Annotated in this window: 18 protein-coding genes; 12 read left to right on the forward strand and 6 right to left on the reverse strand. The window is 70.9% G+C overall.

The window, feature by feature from the left end; genetic code table 11:
• Nucleotides 1-7: 7 nt before the first annotated feature.
• The 3 genes from AB4039_RS00450 to AB4039_RS00460 are packed head-to-tail and all read right to left on the reverse strand — an operon-like array spanning nt 8 to nt 4,755.
• A complete protein-coding gene (locus AB4039_RS00450; RefSeq protein WP_442269685.1) occupies nt 8-1,516 on the reverse strand; it encodes a glycoside hydrolase family 43 protein in 1,509 nt (502 codons plus the stop codon).
• Nucleotides 1,513-3,732 carry a glycoside hydrolase family 3 N-terminal domain-containing protein gene (locus tag AB4039_RS00455; RefSeq protein WP_442269686.1) on the reverse strand — a complete coding sequence of 740 codons (2,220 nt, stop codon included), beginning with the start codon at nt 3,730-3,732 and terminating at the stop codon, nt 1,513-1,515. The genes AB4039_RS00450 and AB4039_RS00455 overlap by 4 nt, the downstream gene beginning before the upstream one ends.
• A 9-nt stretch (nt 3,733-3,741) precedes the next feature.
• A complete protein-coding gene (locus AB4039_RS00460; protein ID WP_442269687.1) occupies nt 3,742-4,755 on the reverse strand; it encodes a LacI family DNA-binding transcriptional regulator in 1,014 nt (337 codons plus the stop codon).
• Nucleotides 4,756-4,984: 229 nt separating this feature from the next.
• Between AB4039_RS00460 and AB4039_RS00465 the strand changes: the two genes are divergently transcribed.
• The 9 genes from AB4039_RS00465 to AB4039_RS00505 all read left to right on the forward strand — a co-directional run bounded on the left by AB4039_RS00465 (nt 4,985) and on the right by AB4039_RS00505 (nt 14,726).
• A complete protein-coding gene (locus AB4039_RS00465; protein ID WP_442269688.1) occupies nt 4,985-6,277 on the forward strand; it encodes an extracellular solute-binding protein in 1,293 nt (430 codons plus the stop codon).
• Nucleotides 6,270-7,262, forward strand: coding sequence for a carbohydrate ABC transporter permease (locus tag AB4039_RS00470; RefSeq protein ID WP_442269689.1), 993 nt, complete (start codon nt 6,270-6,272; stop codon nt 7,260-7,262). The genes AB4039_RS00465 and AB4039_RS00470 overlap by 8 nt, the downstream gene beginning before the upstream one ends.
• Complete coding sequence (locus tag AB4039_RS00475; RefSeq protein WP_442269690.1) at nt 7,259-8,089, forward strand: carbohydrate ABC transporter permease; 831 nt, start codon at nt 7,259-7,261, stop codon at nt 8,087-8,089. The genes AB4039_RS00470 and AB4039_RS00475 overlap by 4 nt, the downstream gene beginning before the upstream one ends.
• A 195-nt stretch (nt 8,090-8,284) precedes the next feature.
• Nucleotides 8,285-9,532: a glycoside hydrolase family 30 protein gene (locus AB4039_RS00480; protein ID WP_442269691.1), complete on the forward strand. Its 1,248-nt coding sequence runs from the start codon at nt 8,285-8,287 to the stop codon at nt 9,530-9,532.
• 29 nt (nt 9,533-9,561) lie between these two features.
• A complete protein-coding gene (locus AB4039_RS00485) occupies nt 9,562-10,620 on the forward strand; it encodes an endo-1,4-beta-xylanase (protein ID WP_442269692.1) in 1,059 nt (352 codons plus the stop codon).
• Nucleotides 10,617-11,663, forward strand: coding sequence for a Gfo/Idh/MocA family protein (locus AB4039_RS00490; protein WP_442269693.1), 1,047 nt, complete (start codon nt 10,617-10,619; stop codon nt 11,661-11,663). Before AB4039_RS00485 ends, AB4039_RS00490 begins: the two co-directional genes overlap by 4 nt.
• A complete protein-coding gene (locus AB4039_RS00495) occupies nt 11,660-12,520 on the forward strand; it encodes a PmoA family protein (RefSeq protein ID WP_442269694.1) in 861 nt (286 codons plus the stop codon). Before AB4039_RS00490 ends, AB4039_RS00495 begins: the two co-directional genes overlap by 4 nt.
• On the forward strand, nt 12,472-13,260 hold the full coding sequence (locus AB4039_RS00500; protein ID WP_442269695.1) for a cupin domain-containing protein: 789 nt from the start codon (nt 12,472-12,474) through the stop codon (nt 13,258-13,260). Before AB4039_RS00495 ends, AB4039_RS00500 begins: the two co-directional genes overlap by 49 nt.
• Nucleotides 13,260-14,726: a non-reducing end alpha-L-arabinofuranosidase family hydrolase gene (locus tag AB4039_RS00505; RefSeq protein ID WP_266845924.1), complete on the forward strand. Its 1,467-nt coding sequence runs from the start codon at nt 13,260-13,262 to the stop codon at nt 14,724-14,726. The genes AB4039_RS00500 and AB4039_RS00505 overlap by 1 nt, the downstream gene beginning before the upstream one ends.
• Before the next feature lie 74 nt (nt 14,727-14,800).
• Here the strand turns inward: AB4039_RS00505 and AB4039_RS00510 are convergent, their stop codons facing one another.
• From AB4039_RS00510 to AB4039_RS00520, 3 genes are all read right to left on the reverse strand, one after another.
• Entirely contained in the window at nt 14,801-15,052 is a 252-nt protein-coding gene (locus tag AB4039_RS00510) for a hypothetical protein (RefSeq protein WP_442269696.1), read from the reverse strand.
• Nucleotides 15,053-15,121: 69 nt separating this feature from the next.
• Nucleotides 15,122-17,605, reverse strand: a complete 2,484-nt coding sequence (locus AB4039_RS00515; protein ID WP_442269697.1) for an MDR family MFS transporter — start codon at nt 17,603-17,605, stop codon at nt 15,122-15,124.
• A gap of 261 nt (nt 17,606-17,866) precedes the next feature.
• A complete protein-coding gene (locus AB4039_RS00520; RefSeq protein ID WP_442269698.1) occupies nt 17,867-20,812 on the reverse strand; it encodes a tetratricopeptide repeat protein in 2,946 nt (981 codons plus the stop codon).
• 80 nt (nt 20,813-20,892) lie between these two features.
• Between AB4039_RS00520 and AB4039_RS00525 the strand changes: the two genes are divergently transcribed.
• The 3 genes from AB4039_RS00525 (at nt 20,893) to AB4039_RS00535 (ending at nt 23,823) form a co-directional block, all read left to right on the forward strand.
• Complete coding sequence (locus AB4039_RS00525; protein ID WP_266845928.1) at nt 20,893-21,456, forward strand: carboxymuconolactone decarboxylase family protein; 564 nt, start codon at nt 20,893-20,895, stop codon at nt 21,454-21,456.
• A 93-nt stretch (nt 21,457-21,549) separates the two neighbouring features.
• Nucleotides 21,550-22,527 (forward strand): GNAT family N-acetyltransferase, encoded by a 978-nt coding sequence (locus AB4039_RS00530; protein ID WP_266845929.1) that lies wholly within the window; start codon nt 21,550-21,552, stop codon nt 22,525-22,527.
• A gap of 78 nt (nt 22,528-22,605) precedes the next feature.
• Nucleotides 22,606-23,823, forward strand: coding sequence for a serine hydrolase domain-containing protein (locus AB4039_RS00535; RefSeq protein ID WP_442269699.1), 1,218 nt, complete (start codon nt 22,606-22,608; stop codon nt 23,821-23,823).
• Nucleotides 23,824-24,037 lie beyond the last annotated feature (214 nt).

Consider the following 24,037-nt stretch of genomic DNA (forward strand, 5'->3'; position numbering starts at 1 on the left):
GCGGTTCCTATGGGCTCGGGTAAGCGATGTCGAACCGCGTGAAGTGGGCTTGGTTGGTGGAGGGACGGCCGTTGGAGGTGGCGTAGAGGCCGAGCTGGATGCTGGTGAACAGCGGGGTGAGGAAGGTGGCTTCGACGGTGGTCAGGTCCTGCCAGGCTCCGTCGGGTGCCGCGTGGGCGAAGGTGTGGCTGAAGCCGCGGATGCGGACCCCCAGGCGAATGGGGCCCGCAGGGACGCGAACGCCGGCCAGGACCTCGGCCCCGCGACCCAGGCTGAGTCCTTCCGCGGTGCGGAGGAAGAGGAGGTGGGTGTCGTCGTCCAGGACTACGGCGAGGCCCGCCTGTTCCTCCGGTGCGGTGGGGGTGAAGTACAGCTCGGTGGAGACGTCGCAGGCGGGCTGCTCCAGGGGGCGGGCCAGGAGGGACGGGGTGGTGCGTTCACCGAGGCGTTCGGGGCGGAGCTGGAGGCGGAGCCCTTCGCCGGTGGTCCAGAACCGCTCCCGCGGCGTGCGCAGGATGTTCCAGTCCGCGCGGAGCGTGGCGAAGTGGTCGTGGACGGGGCGGCGGAGGTCGGTGTGGACGACGGGGGAGAAGACCGGCCAGCCCGCGTCCCAGGTGATCCGGCTGAGGAAGGTCTCGCGGCCGAGGGCGGAGCCGGGGCGGACGCCCAGGAGGACGGCCCGCCAGTCGCCGTTCGGGGTTTGGACGAGGTCGGCGTGCCCGGTACAGGTGACCGGACCCTTGGCGGGCGGTAGCACCGGATTGCCGGGGGCGCCCTCGTAGGGGCCGGTCACGCGGTCGGCGCGGGCGGCCACCACGCTGTGGTCCACATCGGTGCCGCCCTCGGCGGTGAGCAGTAGATAGGCGCCGGCGGTCTTGTAGAGGTGCGGGGCTTCCGACCATCGGGCGCCGGGGCGGCTCCCCGACCACAGGACGTGCTCGGGTCCCGTCAGCCGTCGTTCCCGGGGAAGGTATTCGCGCATCCAGATCTCGGTGCGCCCCGCGGCTTCGTCCACGACGCGTGCGGCCGTGAACCAGGCCCGGCCGTCCCCGTCGCTCTCGCCGCCGTCGCTCTCGCCGCCGTCGCCCTCGCCGTCCCCGTGCCCGTGCCCCTCGCCGTCGTCCGGTCCGTCGTCGAAGAACAGCGACGGATCGAAGCCCTCGCCCTCCAACCAGTGGGGCTCCGACCACGGCCCCGCCGGGTCGGTCGCGGTGACGACGAAATGACCGGGGCCGTCCATCAACGTGCAGACGAGGTGGAAGACCCCGTCATGGTGCCGGATCGTCGGCGCGAACAGACCCCGGGAGGGCTCGCACCCGTCGAGGTCGAGCTGGGACGCCCGGTCGAGCGCGGAGCCGATGCGCCGCCAGTTCACGAGGTCGCGGCTGTGGAACACGGGAAGGCCCGGGAACCACTCGAAGCTGGACGTCACCAGGTAGTAGTCCGCTCCCACCCGGCAGACGGACGGGTCGGGCCGGAACCCGGGCAGCACGGGATCACCGAAGTAACCGGTCACGGAGCCGGGACGATCTCGACCGGCACGGACAGCACCCGGTCGGCCGCAGGGTGACGTACGGGCCCCTCCAGGGTGAAGGAGCCCTGGAGCGGAAGATCGCCGCTGGACCGTCCGACGGCCACGCCGATCTCCCCGGGCTCCACTCTTCTGCGCAGGTCGAGCCCGGTGAAGGAGGTCCGGTCGGCATGGACCGAGAAGGTGATCCGGGAGGCCGCGCCCGGCCGCAGTTCGACCCTGGCGAATCCGGCGAGCCACCGCTGCGGCCGGACGACGGACGCCACGGGGTCGGAGAGGTACAGCTGGACCACTTCGGTCCCGGCCACCTCGCCGACGTTGCGTACGGTGACCGAAACGGCGACGGCCCCGTCCGTCGCGGCGACGGGATCCACGGAGAGCTCCGAGCAGGTGAAGCTGGTCCAGCTCAGCCCGTGGCCGAACGGGAACAGCGGGGTCGGGTCCACCGAGCTCCAGTCGGTGTGCCCGCCGAGCCTGGCGTGCAGGTAGGTGCCGGGCTGGCCGCCGGCCTGGCGGGGGATGGAGACGGGCAGCCGCCCGGACGGTTCCGCGGCGCCGCTGATGATCCGGGCCAGCGCCGTTCCGCCCTCCTCGCCGGGGAAGAAGGCCTGCACCACGGCCGATGCGCGCTCGGCGAGCGCGCCGAGCGCGTAGGGCCGTCCGGAGACGAGGACCAGGACGGTCGGCACCTGCGAGTCCAGCACGGCGGAGGCGAGTGCGGCCTGGTCGCCGGGCAGGTCGAGGGTCTCGGCGTCGCAGCCCTCTCCGGAGGTGCCCCGGCCGAACATGCCGGCCCGGTCCCCGAGCACGAGCAGGTTCACGTCTGGATCCTCCTCGGTGACCGTGAACCCGGCAGCGGTGAGCGCCTCGCCGAGCGTTGGGATCTCCAGGCCGAGGTCGCCGGGCAGCGCGACGTGGTTGGGGAAGGAGTAGCAGCCGAGGAAGGACTGGGGGTCGTCGGCGTAGGGCCCGCTGATCGCGACCCGGCACGGCCGCAGCGGCAGGATGCCGTCGTTGGCGAGCAGCACGGTGGACCGTTCGGCCAGGAGCCTGGCCAGTGCCCGGTTCTCCGGCGGGTCGAGGTCGACCGGCTCGGGCTTGACGGGTTCCCAGTCGGGGTCGAGCAGGCCGAGCTCGGCCTTCTGGAGCAGGACCCGTTCCGCGGCCCGGTCGATGAGCTCCTCGGGCACGCTTCCCGCCCGTACGAGTGCGGTCAGCGGCTCGCCGTAGCACCGGGCCGTGGGCAGCTCGACGTCGATTCCGGCGGTCAGCGCCAGCGCGCCGGCTGCGCCCCGCGAGCCGGTGACACCGTGCCGGGTCTCCAGGAAGGAGACGGCGTAGTAGTCGGCGACGACGACACCGCCGAACCCCAGCTCGCCCCTGAGCAGTTCGGTCAGCAGCCGTTCGTCGGCGGCCCCCGGAACGCCGTCCACGTCGGTGTAGCTGTTCATCACCGACCGGGCTCCCCCCTCGCGCAGTGCCCGTACGAAGGGCTCGACCAGTACGTCGGCGAACTCGCGCGGTCCCGAGGCGACGGGGGCCATGTTCCGGCCGCCGCGCGAGGCCGAGTACCCGGCGAAGTGCTTGAGCGTCGCCACGATCCCGGAGCCCTCCAAGCCCTGCACATAGGCGGTGCCGATGGCTCCGACGAGGTAGGGGTCCTCGCCGATGCACTCCTCGGTCCTGCCCCACCGGTAGTCGCGGACCACGTCGAGGACCGGAGCCAGCCCCTGGTGGACGCCGACCCGCCGCATCCCCGCGCCGATGGCGGCGGCCATCCGGCGCACGAGTCCGGGGTCGAAGGAGGCGCCCCAGGCCAGTGGCCCGGGGAAGACCGTCGCTCCGAACGTCATGAATCCGGTCAGACACTCCTCGTGAGCGACCGCCGGTATCCCGAACCGGCCGGCTCCGGTCACCTGCCGCTGGAGCGAGGCGAGCCGCTCCATCCCGGCTTCCGCGGTGATCGGCGCGGTTCCGTACACCCGGGTGAGCTGGCCGAGGCCGTGGGCGACGATGTCGTCGAGGCCGGCCGCGGGCTCGCCGGAGTCGTCCTCCATCGGCGCGACGGGTGCGCCCGGATCCGAGGGCAGCGCCCAGAAGCCGGCGAGCTGACCCGCCTTCTCCTCCAGCGTCATCCGCTTCAGCAGATCGGCGACTCGTATGGACGCGGGCACGAGGGGGTCACGCCAGGGCTCGGTCAAGGAGTTCTCCTAGGAACGGGGCGGGGCGGTGGAGAGCCGGACCTTGAGCTCGGTCGAGAGCTCCATCCGGGGGCTGACCAGGGGCTGGCCGTCCAGGAGCTGGAAGAGTGTGCGGGCGGCGAGCCGGCCCATCTCCTCCAGCGGCTGACGCACCGTCGTCAGCGGCGGCGACAGCCATTCGCACATCGGCAGGTCGTCGAAGCCGACCACGCTGAGGTCCTGCGGGATGCTCAGTCCGCCCTGCCGGGCGGCTTCGTAGACGCCCATGGCCTGCTGGTCGCTGCCGGCGAAGACGGCGGTCGGCGGCTCGGGGAGGGCGAGCAGTTCCCGGGCGCGCTGGAACCCGCCCTCGTGCTGGAAGTCGCCGAACCGGATCAGGTCGCGGTCGACCTCGATCCCGGCCCGCTCCAGCGCGGCGCGGTACCCGTCGATGCGGGCCTGACTGCAGAGCATCTCCTTGCGCCCGCCGATCGCGGCGATCCGGCGGTGCCCCAGCTCCAGCAGGTGTTCCGTGGCGGCGAGTCCGCCCGCCCAGTTGGTCGCGCCGATGCTCGGCACACCGTTGCCCGGCAGGTCGATCGGGTCGATGACGACGAGTGCCACCCCGGCCTGTTCGACTTGGGCGCGCTGGGCCTGGGTGACCGAGGCGGTGACGAGGATGACGCCGTCGCTGTGGTGCAGGACCGGCAGTGCGGCCCAACTCGAAGGCGTGGCCTCGCCCGGCGGGACGAGCGATACGACGGTGCCGACGCTGCGCCGGGCGCACTCGGCTTCGACGCCGCGCAGTATCTCCACTGCCCACGCGCTGTCCAGACCGCCGATGATCAGGTCGACCAGGCCGGACCTGCGGGCCCTGGCCTGCGCGCCGGGGTGGAGGTAGTTGTGGGAGCGCAGCAGGCTCTCGATCCGTTCGCGTGTCGCGGGTGCGACGTCGGAGCGGCCGTTGACCACCTTGGACACGGTGGCCTGGGAGACCCCCGCCTCAGCGGCGATGACGGCCAGGGTCGGGCGCTGCTCGCTCAATTCTCTCCTCCACGCGGACGCCTTGGGTTAGCGACAGGTATCGCAAACTTTCGAAGAGTTTCCGGTCGGCGCGACCCGGTTGTCAAGCCATAAGTAGGCTGCTGCGAAGGGAAATTCAGTAAGAAGGCTTGACCGGGGGGCTCCACGTTCCTAGTTTGTGGCAGCACCAATTCGAGAATGTTACGAAACATTTTCGAAGCGAACCGGCATTCACCACCCCGGAGGTCCCATGGCCAGCACACCCCCGAGTCGACGAAGCTTCCTCGCGCTCTCGGGCCTGACCGCTCTGTCCGTCTCGCTCACCGCGGCCTGCGGCGGCGGGGGCTCCGGCTCGGGGTCGGCGGCCGACGGCAAGGTGACCTTCGCGTGGTGGAACATTGCCACGACGGAGCCGGGCAAATCCCTGTTCCCGCAGATCTCCTCGGCGTTCACGACCGCTCACCCGAACATCACGATCAAGACGACCTCGTTGGAGAACGAGGCGTTCAAGTCCAAGCTGACGGCCAACACTTCATCGGGCAAGCTCCCCGATGTCTTCCAGACCTGGGGCGGCGGTGTTCTGCGGCAGCAGGTCGACGCGGGGCTGGTCGAGGACCTCACCGAGGCGTTCGGCTGGTCGTCCGACCTCACACCGCTCTCACTGCAGGCCTATCAGTTCGAGGGCCGGACCTACGGGGTGCCCTACGACGTCGGCATGGTCGGCTTCTGGTACAACAAGAAGCTCTTCGCCCAGGCCGGGATCACCGCTCCGCCGGCCACCTGGGCCGAGTTCCTCGAAGACGTCAAGAAGCTCAAGGCGGCGGGCGTCACTCCGATCGCCCTCGCGGGCAAGGAGAAGTGGCCGGGCCACTACTACTGGGCCTACCTCGCGATGCGCGTCGCGGGCCTCCCCGCGCTGCAGCAGGCCGCGACCACCAAGGACTTCACCGGCGCCGGCTTCGTCCGGGCGGGCACCCACCTCAAGGAACTGGTCGACCTCCAGCCGTTCCAGACGGGCTTCCTTGGCGTCGGGTACTCCACCCCCGGCGGCCAGGCCGCGACCATGGGCAACGGCAAGGCCGCCATGGAGCTGATGGGGCAGTGGGCGCCGTCGGTACAGAAGGACGCGGGCGCGGACCTCGGAGCGGACCTGGGCTTCTTCCCCTTCCCGACGGTCGACGGCGGCGTCGGCCAGGCCACCGAGGTGTTCGGCGGTGGCGGTGGCTTCGCACTGCGCAAGGGGGCCCCGAAGGAGGCGCTGGACTTCCTGAAGTTCTTCGTGCTGGAGAACGAGTCCAAGCTGCTGGCCTCCAACGGCTACCTGCCGGTGGTCAAGGGCGCGGAGAGCCGGCTCACCGAGCCCAACAGAAAGGTGGTGGCCGACAGCCTGGTCAAGGCGACGGGCTTCCAGCTCTTCCTCGACCAGGCCTACCCGCCCGCGGTGGGCCAGGAGGTCAACGACAGCGTCGCCGACCTCATCGCGGGCAAGAAGACGCCCGAGCAGGTCACCAAGTCGATCACCGAGGCTGCGAAGGGTGCCTAGCTCCGTGTCCACCCTGACCAAGGAGCGGAGGAAGGACGCCGTGCCGGCGCACCCGCCCGCCCGGCCGCCGCGGTCGCTCCTGCGCGGGTGGGGAAGCTGGGCGTCGGTCGCCTGGTTCCTCGTTCCGGCTCTGGTCCTCTTCCTCGTCTTCGTCCTGGCACCGATCGTCGTCGCCGTCTACACGGGCTTCTTCAAGTGGGGCGGGACCGGCCCCCTGGACGACTTCATCGGCTTCGAGAACTACGCCACGCTCTTCCGCGATCAGGTCTTCCTGGGCGATCTGAGGCGCGGGCTGTACCTGATCGCCCTGTCGATCACAGTGCAGTTGCCGTTCGCGCTGTTCACCGCGGTCCTGCTCAACCAGCGGCTGCGCGGCCGGGCCGTCTACCGGATGCTGTTCTTCGCGCCGTACGTCCTGTCCGAGGTGGTCACGGCGGTCCTCTTCACGATGATCTTTCTTCCCGGTGCGGGCATGGCCGACCATCTCGTCGGCGCCCTCGGCCTGGAGGGGCTGCAGGGGAAGTGGTTCGCCGATCCCTCGACGGTCATGCCGACCCTGTTCGTGGTCATGACCTGGAAGTACTTCGGCTTCCACATGATGCTCTTCCTCGCCGGACTGCAGAGCATCCCGAGCGAGATCCTGGAGGCCGCCTCCATCGACGGCGCGGGCGCATGGCAGCGCTTCCGGCACGTGACGCTGCCGTTGCTCGGCCCGACGATCCGGATCAGCGCCTTCCTTTCGATCATCGGGGCCATCCAACTCTTCGACCTGGTGTGGGTCATGACGGCGGGCGGGCCCAACCACTCGTCCGAGACCATGGCGATCTCGATGTTCCAGTTCGGGTTCAAGCGCTACCAGGTCGGCTATGCCAGTGCGATCAGCGTGGTGCTGTTCATGATCAGCCTGGTCTTCTCCCTCTTCTACCAGCGCTATGTGCTCCGCCGTGACCTGAGCGGGGCCGTCACCTCGGGAGGTGGCCGATGAACGCACGCAGGACGGCACGAGGCCTGTCGCTGCACGCCGTGGTCTGGCTGATCGGCGCGTTCGTCGTCGTGCCGCTGGTCTACGCGGTGCTCTCCGGGTTCAAGAGCACCGGCGAGCTGACGACCAACCCGTTCGGGCTGCCCGAACACTGGAAGGCCGGCAACTACACCGGCATCCTCGGCGACGGAACGTTCTGGCGGCAGATCGCCAACAGCGCGGGCATCGCGATCGGCACGACCTGCTGCACGGTGGCGGCCTCCGCGATGGCGGCGTTCGCGCTGGCCCGCTACGCCTTCCGGGGCAGGGAGCTGTTCTACACGCTGTTCACGATCGGGCTCATGTTCCCGTTCGCCGTGGCCGTCCTGCCGTTGTTCCTGCTGCTGCGCAATTTCGACCTGCTCGACAACCCGCTCGGAGTGGTCCTCCCGCAGGCGGCCTTCGGGCTCCCCATGACGATCACCATCCTGCGCGGCTTCTTCCGGACCATCCCGGCGGAGGTCGAGGAGGCGGCCATCATGGACGGCTGCGGCAAGTTCCGCTTCTTCTGGAAGATCCTGCTGCCGATGGCGCGTCCGGCGCTCGGCACGGTGTCGGTGCTGGCGATCGTCGCGAGCTGGAACAACTTCTTCCTGCCGCTGCTGGTGTTCAACGACCCGAAATGGCAGACCATCCCGGTCGGAGTCCAGCAGTTCCAGGGCCAGTACTCGACCGACTACGCACTCGTCCTCGCCTACATCGTGCTCGCCATGGTCCCCGCCCTCGCGTTCTACGCCGTCGCCGAGCGGCAGTTGATCGGCGGCCTCACGGCGGGCGCCACCAAGGGCTGACCCGTCCCGCGCGACCTCCACCCCCGAGGAGACCTTGTGAAACGTCTGATCGCCCTGGCAGTCCCATATTTGTTAGCGCTAACATCACAGGCCGTTGCCGCCCCCGTCCAAACGCCCGCGCCCGCCCCCGCCCCCGCGCGAACCAGCATCGACTTCCGCACAGCGCTCCAGCCCATCGACGGATTCGGCTTCTCGATGGCCTTCCAGCGGGCCGACCTGCTGCACGGCGCGCGCGGCCTCAGCCCGGCCAAGCAGCGCGAGGTGCTCGACCTGCTGCTCAACAAGGACAAGGGCGCGGGCCTGTCGATCCTGCGCCTGGGCATCGGGTCGTCGACCGACAGGGTCTACGACCACATGCCGACGATCCTGCCGGCCGACCCCGGCGGCCCGGACGCCCCACCGAAGTACGTCTGGGACGGCTGGGACGGCGGCCAGGTCTGGCTGGCCAAGGAGGCCAAGGCCTACGGCGTCAAACGGTTCTACGCCGACGCCTGGAGCGCCCCGGCCTTCATGAAGACCAATGGGAGCGAGAACAACGGCGGTGAGCTGCGGCCCGAATGGCGTCGGGCCTACGCGAACTACCTAGTCCAGTACGCGAAGTTCTACCGTCAGGAAGGCATCGGGATCACCGACCTGGGATTCACCAACGAACCCGACTGGACGGCGACCTACGCCTCGATGCGGTTCACCCCGCAGCAGGCCGCGGACTTCCTCAAGGTGCTCGGGCCGACCGTCCGCGCATCCGGACTGAGGGCCGAGCTGATCTGCTGCGACGCCGCCGGCTGGGACCGGCAGGTCGCCTACACCGAGGCCATCGAGGCGGACCCCGCCGCCGGCACGTCCGTGCGGACCGTCACCGGCCACCGCTACAGCGGTCCGACCGCGGTCGCGCAGCCGACGGACAAGCCCGTGTGGATGTCGGAATGGTCTCCGGACGGTGCCACCTGGAACGAGAACTGGGACGACGGCAGCGGCTACGACGGTCTCGCCGTCGCCGCCGACATCCAGAACACCCTGACCACCGGCAACGCCAGTGCCTACGTCTACTGGACCGGCGCGTCCCTCGGCGCGACCCGGGGGCTCATCCAGCTCGCCAACCCCGGAGACGACTACCGGGTATCCAAGCGGTACTGGGCCCTGGCCGCCTTCAGCCGCTTCATCCGGCCCGGCGCCGTCCGCGTACCGGTCACGAAAGCCGACCCGGCACTGCAGATCACGGCCTTCCGCAACGCCGACGGCAGCCGCGTGATCGAAATCCTCAACACCGCGACCACCGAAAGCTCCACCGAGTTCTCCCTTCGCGGCGGGCACGACCGGCACCCCGACGGCTACGTCACCGACGGGACCCGCTCGATCACCCCGGCCGACATCGTCTCCACGCACGGCACCACCCTCACGGCGACTCTCGCCCCGCGCGCGCTGACCACGATCGTCCTCGACTGAACCGCCCGCACCCCGAGGAGCAACCCGCCATGTCCATACCCATGTCCGCACCCATGTCCCGGATCCTCACCGCCCTGTCCGCCGCCATCTGCCTCTCGGCCGGTCTCGCCGCAGCGCCCGCAGCCGCCGAGCCCCGTCCCAGGACGCTTGGCGAACTGGCCGCGAAGCACCACAAGTACTTCGGCTCCGCCACCGACAACCCCGAGTTCACCGACGCCGCCTACCTGAAGCTCCTCGGCAGCGAATTCGGCCAGACCACCCCCGGCAACGCCATGAAGTGGTACGCCACCGAGCCCGTGCGCGGCGTCTTCGACTTCACCGACGCCGACAAGGTCGTCGCGTTCGCCAAGGCCCACCACCAGAAGGTCCGCGGCCACACCCTCATCTGGCACAACCAGCTCCCCGCATGGCTCACCGAGGGCACCTGGAGTGCCGACGAGCTGCGTGCCGTCCTCAAGAACCACATCCAGACGGAGGTCCGGCACTTCAAGGGTCAAGTGATCCACTGGGACGTCGTCAACGAGGCCTTCAACGAGGACGGCACCTACCGTGAATCGCTCTTCTACAAGACGCTCGGCCCCGGCTACATCTCCGACGCCCTGCGCTGGGCCCACGAGGCCGACCGGCACGCCAAGCTGTACCTCAACGACTACAACGTCGACGGCACAGGCCCCAAGAGCGACGCCTACTACACCCTGATCAAGCAGATGAAGGCCGACGGGGTCCCGGTGGACGGCTTCGGCATCCAGGGCCACCTGGCGCTCCAGTACGGCTTCCCCGGCTACGTCCAGCAGAACATGGAGCGCTTCGCCGGCCTCGGGGTCGACGTCGCGATCACCGAGCTCGACATCCGGATGGCCCTCCCCGCGACCCCGGAAAAGCTCGCCACACAGGCCACCTGGTACGCCGACTACGTCAAGGCCTGCATGGCGGTCAAGAAGTGCGTCGGAGTCACCATCTGGGACTACACGGACAGGTACTCGTGGATCCCCTCGGTCTTCCCCGGCGAGGGCGCGGCGCTGCCCTACGACGAGAACCTGCTGCCCAAGCCCGCCTACCACTCGATCAAGGAGGTGTTGGGCGGATGATCAGGACGGCGATCGTCGGAACGGGCGGGATCGCGGGCATCTGCCACGTTCCCGCCCTCCGCGCGCAGGCGCACCGGGCCCGGATCGTGGCAGCCGTCGACGTGGACGCCGCGCGCGCCCAGGCGTTCGCGGCCGAACACGGCATCCGCGCGGTCTACACCGACCTGCACACCATGCTGGGGGAGCAGAGCCCGGACCTCGTGCACCTGTGCACGCCTCCGTTCCTGCACGCCGAACAGGCCGTGGCCTGCCTGGAGGCGCAGGCGTGGGTGTGGTGCGAGAAGCCGGTGGCCCTGTCGCTGGCCGAGCTCGACCGGATTCGTGCCGCCGAAGGGCCCGCCCACGCGGGCGCGGTGTTCCAGCACAGGTACGGCTCGGGGTCCCGGTACCTGCGCGACCGGATCACGGCCGGGACCCTGGGCCGTCCGCTCGTCGCGCAGTGCGTCACGGCGTGGTACCGCGACGACGCCTACTACGACGTGCCCTGGCGCGGCACCTGGGAGAGCGAGGGCGGTGGCCCGACCCTGGGCCACGGCATCCACCAGATGGACCTGATGCTCGCGGTGCTCGGCGAATGGACCGAGGTACGCGCGATGGCCGGCCGCCTCGCGCGCGAAGTCCAGACCGAGGACGTGTCCGCAGCCCTGGTCCGGTTCGACAACGGAGCCGTCGCGACGGTCGTCAACAGCGTCCTTTCCCCCCGCGAGGAGAGCTACCTGCGCTTCGATCTCACCGACGCCACGGTCGAGCTGCGGCACCTGTACGGCTACTCCAACGCGGACTGGACCTTCACGACGAGATCGCCGGGCGTGAAGTGGGACCCGCCGGACGACGTGCCCAGCTCGCACACCGCCCAGCTCGCGGCCTTCCTGGACGACTACGAGGCGGGCATCCGGCCCGATCTCGGCAGGCCCACCATGGAACTGGTCACCGCCTTGTACAAGGCCGCGATCACCGGCCTGCCGGTCCGGCGCGGAGAGATCGAAGCGGCCGACCCGTTCTACGGCTCGCTCAACGGAGGGCGCCCGGGGGTGTTCCGGTGACGTTCGAACTCCTCGAGAACGAGGACTCGCTGACCGTCCGGGCTCGCGACGTCGACCTCTTCCGGTACGTGCACCGGTCGGTCATCGACCCCTTCGAGGCGCCGAAGCCCTACCTGCATCCGGTGCGCACGCTCGCCGGCGACGTGGTCACCGGGTACCGGCCACACGACCACCGCTGGCACAAGGGCATCCAGATCACGGCGTCGTGGGTGTCGGGGCAGAACTTCTGGGGCGGCGGCACCTACCTGCGCGGCCAGGGCTACGTGGACCTGCCGAACCTCGGCACGATGCACAGCCTCGCCGTGTCCGCCGGAACGGGCCCCGGCCGCGCCGTGATCACCGAAGCCCTGGCCTGGATCACGATGGCGGGGGAGTACTGGATCGACGAGCACCGGACGCTGACCGCACACGACGTAGGGGCCGACTTCTGGACCCTGGACGTCACCACCTCGCTGACCAACGTCCGCGACAGCGGTCTGGTGTTCGGCAGCCCCGGCACGCAGGGCAGAGAGCTCGCCGGATACTCCGGCCTGTTCTGGCGCGGCCCGCGCGCGTTCGCCGGCGGCGAAGTGATCGGCCCCGCGATGGGCGAGCAGGGCGACTGGCTGGCCTTCATCGGCGCGCACGACGAGGTCGACCGCTCCTCCACGCTCCTGTTCCTGGACGACCCCGACGCCCCCTGCCACTGGTTCGTCCGCAGTGAACCCATCCCCGCCGTCAACCCGTCCCTGGCGTTCGGCAAGGAGCTGCCACTGGCCCCCGGCGACACCCTGTCGCGCCGCTACCGGATCGTCGTGGCCGACGGCGCATGGACCGCCGGGCGCCTGTCCCGCCACATCGCGGAACACCCGTGGTGACCCTTCTCCCCGGCGGCGTGGGGATCTCCGGGTTGACCGTCTACGACTGGGAGGCCGCCGACGGGCTGTGCGGCGGCACGCCCCACATGCACCTCGTCTGCTCCGAGGCCTACGTCGTCATCGACGGCGCGGGCAGCGTACAGACCCTCACCACCTCCGGTTTCGACGAGACCGCACTGCTCCCCGGCGACGTCGTCTGGTTCACCCCCGGCACGGTCCACCGCCTCGTCAACGACGGAGGCCTGCGCCTCGTGGTGCTCATGCAGAACGGCGGACTCCCCGAGGCGGGCGACGCCGTCTTCACCTTCCCCGCGCCCGTGCTGGCCGATCCCCACGCCTACGGCAGGGCGGCCGGCCTGAGCGGCGACCGTTCCGCGGCAGCCCGCCGCCGCCGCGACCTGGCACTGGAGGGTTTCCTGGCCTTGCGCGAAGGCGGCCTGCAGGAGTTCCACATCGCGGCCCACCGCCTCAAGAGCGACCTCCTGGACGCCTGGCGGATCCGATGGCGCGACGGCGCCCTCGCCGCAGCCGTCACGACCGGCCGTCAGCTGGAACGGCTGAAGGCCGGAGACCTCTCCCACCTCGACCACGGCGCAGTGTCACGGCTGGAGCGCCCGGAGCACCAACGCTTCGGCATGTGCGGCCGACTTGACACCTACCTCGTCCCTGACTTCCCGACGCGGCCGCTCCGCGGTGCGTCGGGGCCGCCCCGCCCCCACCCCCCGAAGGAGCTCTTCTGATGCGGTTTCGCCATCCACCCCTGATCCTGAGTCTCGTACTCGCGGTTCTGTCGTCCTTGCTGCTCGGGGCCACTCTCCTCGGCGCCCCGCCCGCCGCCGCGGCGACCGTCGACCCCAATGCCTCGTATGCGCTCGTCAACCGCAACAGCGGCAAGGCCCTGGACGTCTACAACCTGGCGACCAACGACGGCGCCCGCATCACCCAGTGGACCAGGAACGACCAGAACCAGCAGCAGTGGCAGTTCGTCGACTCCGGCGGCGGTTACTACCGCATCAAGTCCCGCCTCTCCGGCAAGGTGCTGGACGTCCAGAACGGGTCCACCGCGAACGGCGCCGCGATCGTCCAGTGGGCCGACGCGAACGGCACCAACCAGCAGTGGCGGCTGGCCGACAGCTCGGACGGCTACGTGAGGCTCATCGCGCGCCACAGCAACAAGGCCCTCGAAGTACAAGGCGGCTCCACCGCCGACAACGCGAACATCGTCCAGTACGACGACTGGGGCGGCACCAACCAGCAGTGGCAGCTCGCCCGGGTCGGCGCCGGCAACCCCGGCTCGTGTGGTCTTCCGTCGTCCTACCGCTGGGCATCGACGGGCGCGCTGGCGCAGCCCAAGGCCGGGTGGGCCTCGCTCAAGGACTTCACCGTCGTCCCCTACAACGGCAAGCAACTCGTCTACGCGACGACCCACGACACGGGGAACAACTGGGGCTCGATGAACTTCAGCCCGTTCACCAACTGGTCGGACATGGCCTCGACCGGCCAGAACACGATGTCGAGCGGCACCGTCGCGCCGACGCTGTTCTACTTCGCGCCGAAGAACATCTGGGTGCTCACCTACCAGTGGGGTGCGACCGCGTTCTCCTACCGGACGTCGAGCGACCCCACCAACCCGAACGGCTGGTCTTCACCGCAGGAGCTCTTCTCCGGAAGCATCGGCGCCGGAGCAGCACCCATCGACCAGACGGTCATCGGTGACGACCAGAACATGTACCTGTTCTTCGCAGGTGACAACGGCAAGATCTACCGGGCGAGCATGCCGATCGGGAACTTCCCGGGCAGCTTCGGCTCCTCGTCCACGACGGTCATGAGCGACACGGTGAAGAACCTGTTCGAGGCGCCGCAGGTCTACAAGGTCCAGGGCCAGAACCAGTACCTCATGATCGTCGAGGCTCGGGGTGCGAACGAGCAGCGCTACTTCCGCTCGTTCACGGCCTCCAGCCTGAACGGTTCGTGGACCCCGCAGGCCGCCACCGAGAGCAACCCCTTCGCCGGCAAGGCCAACAGCGGTGCCACTTGGACCAACGACATCAGCCATGGCGAACTGATCCGCACCACCGCCGATCAGACCATGACCGTCGATCCCTGCCACCTGCAGCTGCTCTACCAGGGACGCAGCCCCAGCTCCGACGGCGTCGACTACGGCCTCCTGCCCTACCGGCCGGGTCTGCTGACACTGCAGCGCTGACGGCGTGACAGGGGTCCGGCTCAGTAGTGGAGCCGCAGTGGCGGGCTCGGCGCAAGGCCGAGCCCGCCCGGGCGTCAGCCTGCCGGTGGGCTGCCTCCGTCGGAGACCCGGCAGATCAGGGAGGTCTCGCGCATCGACGTCCCAGTCGGCGACGTGGCGGGGGCCGGCGCGCAGTGCGGGCGAGTCAGTCCGTCCTTGGCGATGCACTCCTCCATCAACGGGCTGCCGGGTGGCCAGTGGGCCGGGTCGGCGGCCGGCCCCGTCCCGAAGGCCCACTCGCCGCCAGGTCCGGGCTCGGCGGCGGGGTCGTCCTGTGTGTCGGCCATCGAGGACGGAACCCCTTCGGGTCACGGCTCCCGCGCAGCCGAGCCCTGGCCTGAAACCACAGAGCCCGGTCACCGGGCGTTGACGCCGGCCGTTCTGGGTGCCCGGGCCCTGACCAGCAGGCCGGCGACCAGGGCCGCCAGCAGCAGGGCGCCGGCCGCCCACCAGAGGGTGTCGGTGTAGCCGTGCATCAGCTGCTCGGACTGGTTCTCCTCCGACGAATCGGCCAGCCGGGCGCTGACGAGGGTCACGAGCAGTGCCGCACCGATCGACTCGCCCACCTGCTGGGCCATGACGACGACCGCCGAGGCCGTGCCGGAGTGCCGCGGGGCGACGCCGGAAGTGGCGGTGGCGAAGAGCGGTCCGGAGGCCAGACCGCTGCCGAAACCGGCGAGGACCATGCCGGGCACCACATGGGGCCCGTACGCGCTGCCGGAGTCGAGGGCGGCGAGGAGCAGCGTCCCGGCGGCGGCAGTGACCAGTCCCGACACGATCAGCACGCGGGGCGCGGTGCGGTCCTGGAGACGCGCCGAGACCTGCGTGGCGGCGAGGACGGCCGAGGCGGCCAGCGGCAGGAGCATCACCCCGGTCATGCCCGGGGCGTAGCCGAAGACGTACTGCATGTAGCCGGTGAGCGTGGGGAGCAGCGCCAGGAACCCGGCTCCGGTCAGGCCCATCGCCAGGACGCAGCCGAGGCGGTCGCGGTCCTCGCCGGGGTACCCGGCCGACGGGGCGCCGGACGTCGTGGTCCGCCGCCACAGGAAGGCCGCGAGCAGGAGGACGCCCACCGCGAGGAGGCCCAGGGCCAGGGGGGTGGTCCAGCCGAGCCGCCCGGCCTCGTCCATGCCGTAGACCAGGGCGGCGAGTCCGGCGGAACCGAGCAGCACGCCGAGCGGGTCGGGGCGGGCGCCGCCGCCGGGCGGGCGGCCCGGCAGCAGGGTGGCCGCGCCGGTCAGCGCGAGCGCCGCCAGCGGAACGGTGGCGTACTGCGACATCCGCCAGGACGCCAGCTCCGCGAGCCAGCCACCCGCGAGCAGCCCGAGCGCCCCGCCGCCGGCCGCGACCGCCCCGTAGATCCCGAAGGCCCGGGCGCGTTCCCTCGGGTCGGTGAAACCGGTGGACACCAGGGACAGCGCGGACGGTGTGAGCAGGGCGGCGAACGCGCCCTGCAGGGCGCGCGCCGCGATCAGCAGGCCGGGGTCGCCGGCCGAGCCACAGAGCACGGAGGCCACCGCGAAGCCGACCATGCCGGTGATCAGGGTCCGCTTGGCGCCAACGAGGTCGCAGAGATACCCGCCGGGCAGCAGCAGCCCGGCAAAGGCGAGTGCGTAGGCGGTGACCGGGTTCAGTCCGTCGCCGGCGAAGCCGAGATCGGCCTGGACGGTCGGCAGGGCGGAGCTGAAACCCATCACGTCGAGCAGTACCAGCAACTGCGTCAGGGCGATCACGCCCAGCCCCCACCAACGCCCGGGGTGCGGGGCGGCCGGGTCGGGAAGGGCGGCCGGGGGCGGCCCGAAGTCCTGCGCGGGGACGGACCGCGCCGCGGCCGGGGCCGGGGGCGCGTACGGGGGCGGCGGCGCGGGCACCGGCTGGTGCTGGCGCGGCACGGAGGGGAGGCGGGGGTCCGGCGGCGCGGCGGGCTCCGCAGCGGGTGTCTCGGGGGCCCAGTCCAGCAACCTGGCGGCGCGGCGGCCGAGTTGCGCCAGTACCGTGCCCGGCAGCCACTCCCCGGCCTGTTCGACCGCCGTCCGGTCGGCGACCTCCTGGGGGGTGGGCCGGGCGGCCGGGTCCTTCTCCAGGCAGGCGCGTACGAGGCCGGTCAGCGGCTGCGGAACGCCGGTGAGGTCCGGTTCCTCCTCGGCGACCCGGAAGAGGTGGGCGTTCAGCCCGGAGTCGGCGGCGCCGAAGAGGAGCCGCCCGGTGGAGGCGTACACGAGGACGGCACCGAGGCAGAAGACGTCGCTGGCGGGGGTGAGTTCGCGGCCGCGGACCTGTTCCGGAGACATGAAGCCGGGGGAGCCGATGAGCATGCCGGTGCGGGTGTGCAGGCTGTCCCCGGTGAGGCTGTCCATCGCCCGCGCGATGCCGAAGTCGATGACACGGGGGCCGTCGATGGTGACCAGTACGTTGGACGGCTTCAGGTCACGGTGGATCAGGCCCGCCTCGTGCACGGCCCGCAGGGCGACGGCCAGCCGGTTGGCGAGGGTGTGCACCGAGTACTCGGGCAGCGGCCCGAAATCCTCGGCGACCACCGTGCGCAGGTCCGGCCCCGGGATGTACTGCGTCGCCACCCACGGCACGGCGGCCTCCGGGTCGGCGTCGAGGACCGCTGCCGTCCAGTCCCCGCCCACCCGCCGGGCGGCGGCCACCTCGCGGGCGAAGCGCCTGCGGAACTCGGGGTGCCCGGCGTGCTCGGCCTGAACGACCTTCACCGCGACGGTGCGGCCGCCCTCGGAACGGCCCAGATACACCAGGCCCATGCCGCCCTCACCCAGCCGGGCGATCAGACGGTAGGGGCCGATGTGGGTCGGGTCTGCTGCGATCAACTGGTCCACGGGGACGAAGTATGCCAACTGTCGGGCCGGAGTGAACCCGGTCCCCGGACACCGGAGGAACGCCCACACTCGGCGTACCGCCGCCACCGCCGCGTCGGCTCGCCGGCCAGGCCCACGCGAACACCGCACACGGCCCACGACGGGCGGCGACCCACGGCCATCGGCACCTCGCCCACGCCCCGGTCGTCGAACCGCTGTTGGCCGGGCGGGTCACGGTTCGGCCGGCCCCGGCGGGCCGAGCGGCTCGGGCTCATCCCCGCGTCACGGTCGCCGAACCGCCTCCCGGCCCGCCGTCTCCGGCGGTTCGGGCCCGTCCGCGGTCGGCGGCAGCCCGGTGATGAAGGTGCGGATCTCTTCGGCCTCGGGCACGGCGAGGGCGGTGTACAGGTCAAGGGCCTCTCGGGCGTGGTCGTGGGCGGCGTCGATTCGGCCGAGGTCGCGGTGGACGTGCGCCAGGCCGGCGTGGGCGCGGGCCTGTTCGGGGCGGTAGCTGAACTCGCGGGCGAGGGTCAGCGCTGCGTCGTGTTCGGCCGAGGCCCGCGCGAGGTCGCCCAGGGAACGGGCGGCTTCCGCCAGGGCGTTGAGGGATTCGGCCGCGTCGCCGGGGAAGCCGAAGCTGCGGCTCAGCTCCAGGGCGTCGTGATGATGGTGCCGGGCCTGGTCATGGTGGCCCTGCCGTTGGTACAGCAGGCCGATGTTGTTCAGGACGACGATCTCCCCGATGCGCGATCCGTTCTCGCGATGCAGCTGGAGCGCCTGGCGGTGGTGCTCGTGGGCGTCCTCGAATCGTCCTCGGCGCTCGTGGACGATGCCGAGTTCGGTCAGTGATCTGGCTTCGCCGGCGCGATCGCCGAGTTCACGGAAGAGCGCCAGGGACTGCAGACAGTGGTCGTGGGCCCGGTCGTACTCCCGGCGCCGGGAGTGGAGCGTGCCGAGGTTCTGCAGGGCGCGGGCCGTGGCGCCCTGGTCCCCGGCGTCGCGCGAGAGGTTCAGGGCGCGCAGGTAGCACTCGGCCGCTCGCTCGTAGGCGCCGTGCCACCAGTAGTGCACCTCGCCGAGGTCGAGGAGCGTGCGTGCCTCGGCGGCCGTGTCACCGCTTCGTCGGCTCGTCCGGAGCGCGAGGCCGTGGAGGTCCAGTGCGTCGGCTTGGTGGGCGTGGCCCAGCAGGTACCGGTGCAAGGTGGCGGCCAGCTGGCTGGTGTAGGGGCGCCAGTCGTGGTCGGCGGTGTGCCGGGCGACCGCCATGAGGTTCGCGCGCTCTGCGTCCAGCCACCCGACGGCCTCGGCCTCGTCCAGCAGGAACGAGGCTTCCGTGGCCGGTGCKGGGATGCGTGGTCTGCGGCTCTTGCCCTCGGGGTAGAGGTGGTCGACGGCCGTGCTCGCGGTGTGGAGGTAGTGGTGGAACAGTCGTCCGACGGCGTCGCGCTGGACGTCGGAGGGTTCCTGGGCGGCCGCGGTGGCCAGGGCGTGCTCGCGCAGCAGGTCGTGGAAGGTGTAGCGGCCCGGCTGGTGCTGGGCCAGGACGTGGGCGTCCAGGAGGTCTTCCAGGAGCGTCTCGGCTTCCTCGCTCGGAAGGCCGGCCAGCGCGGCGGCGGCCTCGGGGCCGATGTCACGGCCCGGCTGCAGCCCCAGGAGCCGGAACATGCGCTGCTGACCGGCAGTCAGCTGCTGGTAGGACAGCGTGAACGCCGCGGCCACGCCGCGCTCCGACGTGGCCAGCTCGGACAGTCTGCGGCGCTGGTCGCGGAGTCGGGCGGCCAGATATTCGACGGTCCAGCGGGGACGATGGTGCAGCCGGGCGGCGGCGATGCGGACGGCCAGCGGCAGGAAGCCGCACAACTGGAGCACGTCGAGGACGGCGAGTGGTTCGGCGGCCGCCCGGTCCCCCACGATCGCCGTGAACAACTCCACGGAGTCCGCGGCAGGCAGCACTTCCACCGACAGGGCGTGTGCTCCGTCCAGGTCGGTCAGCCGTCGGCGACTGGTGACGAGGACGAGGGTGTGGGTGTGGGAGGCGCCGGGCAGCAGCTGGCGCACCTGGTCGGCGCCGAGGGCGTTGTCCAGCACGGCCACCACGCGCCGACCGGAGAGTTCGGAGCGCCACAGCGCGGCGCGGTCGGCGACCGATGCGGGGACGTGTGCTGCGGGCACGCCGAGTTGGCCCAGGAGGATCTCGAGCGCGGCACCGACGTCGAGCGGCTCCTGACCGGCGGTGTGCGCCTGGAGGTCGACGAACAGCTGCCCGTCCGGGAAGCGGTCCGCGAGGCGGTGCCCCGCATGGACCGCGAGCGTCGTCTTGCCGACCCCGGCCATCCCGTCGATCGCCGCGATCGTCACGCTCCCGCTGGTGTTGCTCGTCCACAGGCGGGTCAGCCCGTCGAGCTCCCCCTCGCGGCCGGTGAAATCCGGGACGTCGAAGGGCAGAAAGTTGACCCGCCGCGTTTTCGCCGGCGCGGCAGCCGGTGGCCGCAGGGCGGGCTCGTCTCGCAGGATGTCCTGTTCGAGCTTGCCGAACGCGGGGCTGGGGTCGAGTCCCTGCTCCTCTGCCAGGGCCGCCCGGAAATCTCTGGCCACGTGCAGCGCGTCGGATTGGCGTCCTGCGCGGTGCAGGGCGAGCATCAGCTGGCAGCGCAACCGCTCCCGCAAGGGGTTGGCCGCCGCGTGGGCGGTCAGTTCGTCGATGAGGTCGTCGTGCCGGCCCAGGGACAGTTCCAGGTCGGCCAAGCGCTCGACGGCGGTCAGCCGCTGCCCGTTCAGGCGCGCTCTGGCGCTCTGGACGTAAGGGGCGGTGACGTCGGCCAGAGGCTCTCCCCGCCACAGCGCCAACGCGGTACGTATCCGGGCCACGGTGTCCAGCGGGTCGTCAGAGGTGGCCGGCGCCTTGGCGATCAGGCTGGTGAACTCGTGCAGATCGAGTTGTCCCGGCTCCGGAGCGATCACGTACCCGGCCGGGCGGGTGGACAGCATCCGGTCGGCCCCTGAAGCGCGCAGCATCCGTCGGATCGCGGCGATCGTGGTCTGGATCTGCGCGCGGGCAGAGTCCGGCGGCAGCGGCCCCCACATCGCGTCGATCAGGCGGTCCGTACTGATCGCGACCCCTGCGTGCAGCAACAGGTAGGCGAGTACCGCTCGATGACGGGGCGCCAGCCCGGGCGACTCCGGACCGGGGGCCAGGGTCTCCACCGGGCCGAGGATCGTGAACCGCATACCGTCACTCCGGGGGTCACCAGCGCGTGCATCGAAGAAGCATCGGGAATGTATCAAGATCCACCGGCAGGGTTACCGGCATGCCAGCACTCCACACCATCGATCCGGAAAAGGCGTTCGGTGAAGCCGCGACCCTGTTCACCGCCACGCACCAGGCCCTGGGAGTCATCCCCAACCTGGCCAAGGTGATGGCCAACAACCCGGCCGTACTGAAGGGATACGTGGACGTCGTCACCGCCCTGAGCGCGCAGGGGACCTTGTCGGCGGGTGTGCGCGAGCGCATCGCGTTGCTGGTGGCGCAGGAGAACCGATCCGACTACTGCCTGTCCGTGCATGCGTTCCGCGGGACCAAAGTGGCCGGGCTGACTACGGCCGAGGCCACCCGCGCCCGGCGGGGCGCGGCCGAGGACCCCTGGGCCGCGGCTGTCCTGGACCTGGCCGCCGTGGTGGTCCGGGACCACGGAGCCGTTTCCGATGCGCAGCTGGCGAGAGCCCGGCACGCCGGCCTCTCCGACGGCCACGTCGTCGAGGTCATCGCCCACGTGGCGCTCAGCGTGTTCACCAACTACCTGGCCACAGCGGCGCGCATCGACATCGACTGGCCGCTCGTGCGCCACACCGACTGGGAGGACGCGATGACCTGAACGTACGCGATGACACGTCAGGGCCGGACCGGCTCAACCGGCCCCCAGCCCGCGCCCACAGGAATGCGAACCATCCCCACCGAGGAGTCCCACATGATCACCGCCCACCGTCTCACCGAGGTCTCGACCGAAGACGCCGCCGCCTGGCATGCGGTCGTGGCGGCCTCGCTCGCCAGCGATCTGCCCGAGGAGCCCCGGCCCACGTTCGAGCAGGTCCACGCCCAACTCACCGTCACCGGACGCGACGACCGCCGGCTGCTGTGGCTGGCTACCGCAGCCGACGGCGCGGTGCTCGGTGTGGCCGGGCTGCGGCTGTTCACCTCGCCCGGTCAAAGCCACCTGGCGGAGCTGGAGCTGCACGTCGCCCCGGACGGGCGGCGCTCGGGAGTGGGCTCGCACCTGCTGGCCACAGCCGTGAGAGCAGCACAGGCCGAGCAGCGTCGCAGCCTGGTGGCCGCCGCACCCGGTGACGGACCGAGTGGCGCCTTCTGCGCCGCGCGCGGCTTCCGGCGCGTACTGGCACTCGACCACCTGCTTCTGGACGTCGCGCACGCCGACGCCGCCGACGCCGACACCGAGCACCCCGGCTACGAGCTGGCCGGCTGGACCGGCACGGTTCCCGACGAGCTGGCCGAGGCGTTCGCCGCGGCCAAGAACGCCATGAACGACATGCCCACCGGCGACATGGACTACGGCAGCCAGACCTGGACCGCCGACCGGGTCCGCGCCATGGCCGAAGTACTGGCCGACCGCGGTGACCTGCTGCTGACGACCGCCGCGCTGTGCAAGGGGGAGGTGGCCGGCTACACCGAGATCGTCATCCGGGCCGGGGAGACCCGCCGGGCCCTGCAGTACGACACCGTCGTGGTGCACGCTCACCGCGGCCACGGGCTCGGGCTGTGGGTCAAGGCCGAGATGGTGCGCAGGCTCCGTGCCGAGCACCCCGGAATCGGGGAGATCGAGACCGACAACGCTCAGGACAACACGCACATGCTCGCCGTGAACCGCCGGCTGGGCTTCCGCTTCCACCGCAGCACCCACGAATACCAGCTCGACCTGCCCGCCAACTGACCACGCCCCCCTCCTCCTCCTCATCCATCGTCTTCTCTCTCCCCCCGACACCTCAACCCGACCAGGGAGCACCCCACCATGTCCCAGTTCACCGCATCAGCGCAGCGCAAGATCCACGACGTGCTGGCACGGCACGTGGAGTCCGGCAGGATCCCCGGCGTCGTCGCGCTGTTCAGCAAGGACGACGAGACGCACGTCGAGACGCTCGGCACGATGCAGCACGACGGCGGCGCACCGATGCGCCGGGACGCCATCTTCCGGATGGCCTCCGCCTCCAAGCCGCTCTCGATATCGGCGGCGATGGTGCTCCTGGACGAGTGCCGGCTGCGGCTGGACGACCCGGTGGACCGGTGGCTGCCGGAACTGGCCGACCGCCAGGTGCTGAAGGCATTCGACGGCCCCCTCGACGAGACGGTCCCGGCACGCCGTCCGGTCACCGTCCGGGACGTACTGACCTCCAGCTTCGGTCTCGGTATGGACATGACCTCCATCGGCACGCCGATCATGAACGAGGTCTTCGCGCAAGGCCTGACGCCCAACCTGCCCACGCCGATGCCCGACCAGGACGAGTGGCTGCGCCGCCTGGGCGCGCTGCCGCTGATGCACCAGCCCGGCGACCACTGGCAGTACCACATCGCCAGCGACCTGGCCGGCGTGCTGGTCTCCCGGGTGACCGGCAAGACCTTCGACGAGGTGCTGCGCGAGCGCGTCTTCGGCCCGCTCGGGATGAAGGACACCGGCTTCCACGTCCCCGACGAGAAGGTCGACCGCATGCCGGTCCTCTACGCGCCCGACCCGGCGTCCGGCGAGTTCCAGGTGTGGGACGAGTCCAAGGGCGGCCGGTGGAACAATCCTCCGGCGTTCCAGGGCGGCGGGGGCGGTCTCGTCTCCACCGCGGACGACTACCACGCCTACTTCAAGATGCTGCTGAACGGCGGCAAGCACCGCGGCGAGCGGATCCTGTCCGGGCAGGCGGTGCAGCTGATGACCACCAACCGTCTCGCCCCCGCGCAGAACGCCGCCCGCACCCAGCTGGCCACCCACAACGTCCACATCTCCTTCGGCCAGGGGCAGCACGGAGGCTGGGGCTTCGGGATGGCGGTACGGACCTACCGCGGCGACTACGCGCCCGTCGGCCAGTTCGGCTGGGACGGCGGCGCCGGCACCTCCACGTACGCCGACCCCGTCAACAACGTAGTCGGCATCCTCCTCACCCAGGTCGGCACCTCCGTCCCCAACTCGGTCCACCTGATGCACGACTTCTGGACCACCCTCTACCAGGCGATCGATGAGTAGGCGCTCCCCCAGGCGTCAGCACCGGTGCCCGAGGCGCTCCGCCCCGCCCCGCTCGTGGGACCGAGGCCCGGCCCCGGCCGGCCGGGCTGAGTGGCCGACGGCGGTAGCACGTAGGGGATCCTGGCGCGCCATCGCCGGCCGGGACCGGTATCCACGGAAATGAGGAACACGACATGTGTGTGCTGTTCATGGCGGACGGGTCGCGCGGCGACAT

The organism is Streptomyces sp. M-16 (assembly GCF_052114405.1).
Classification (GTDB): Bacteria; Actinomycetota; Actinomycetes; order Streptomycetales; family Streptomycetaceae; genus Streptomyces.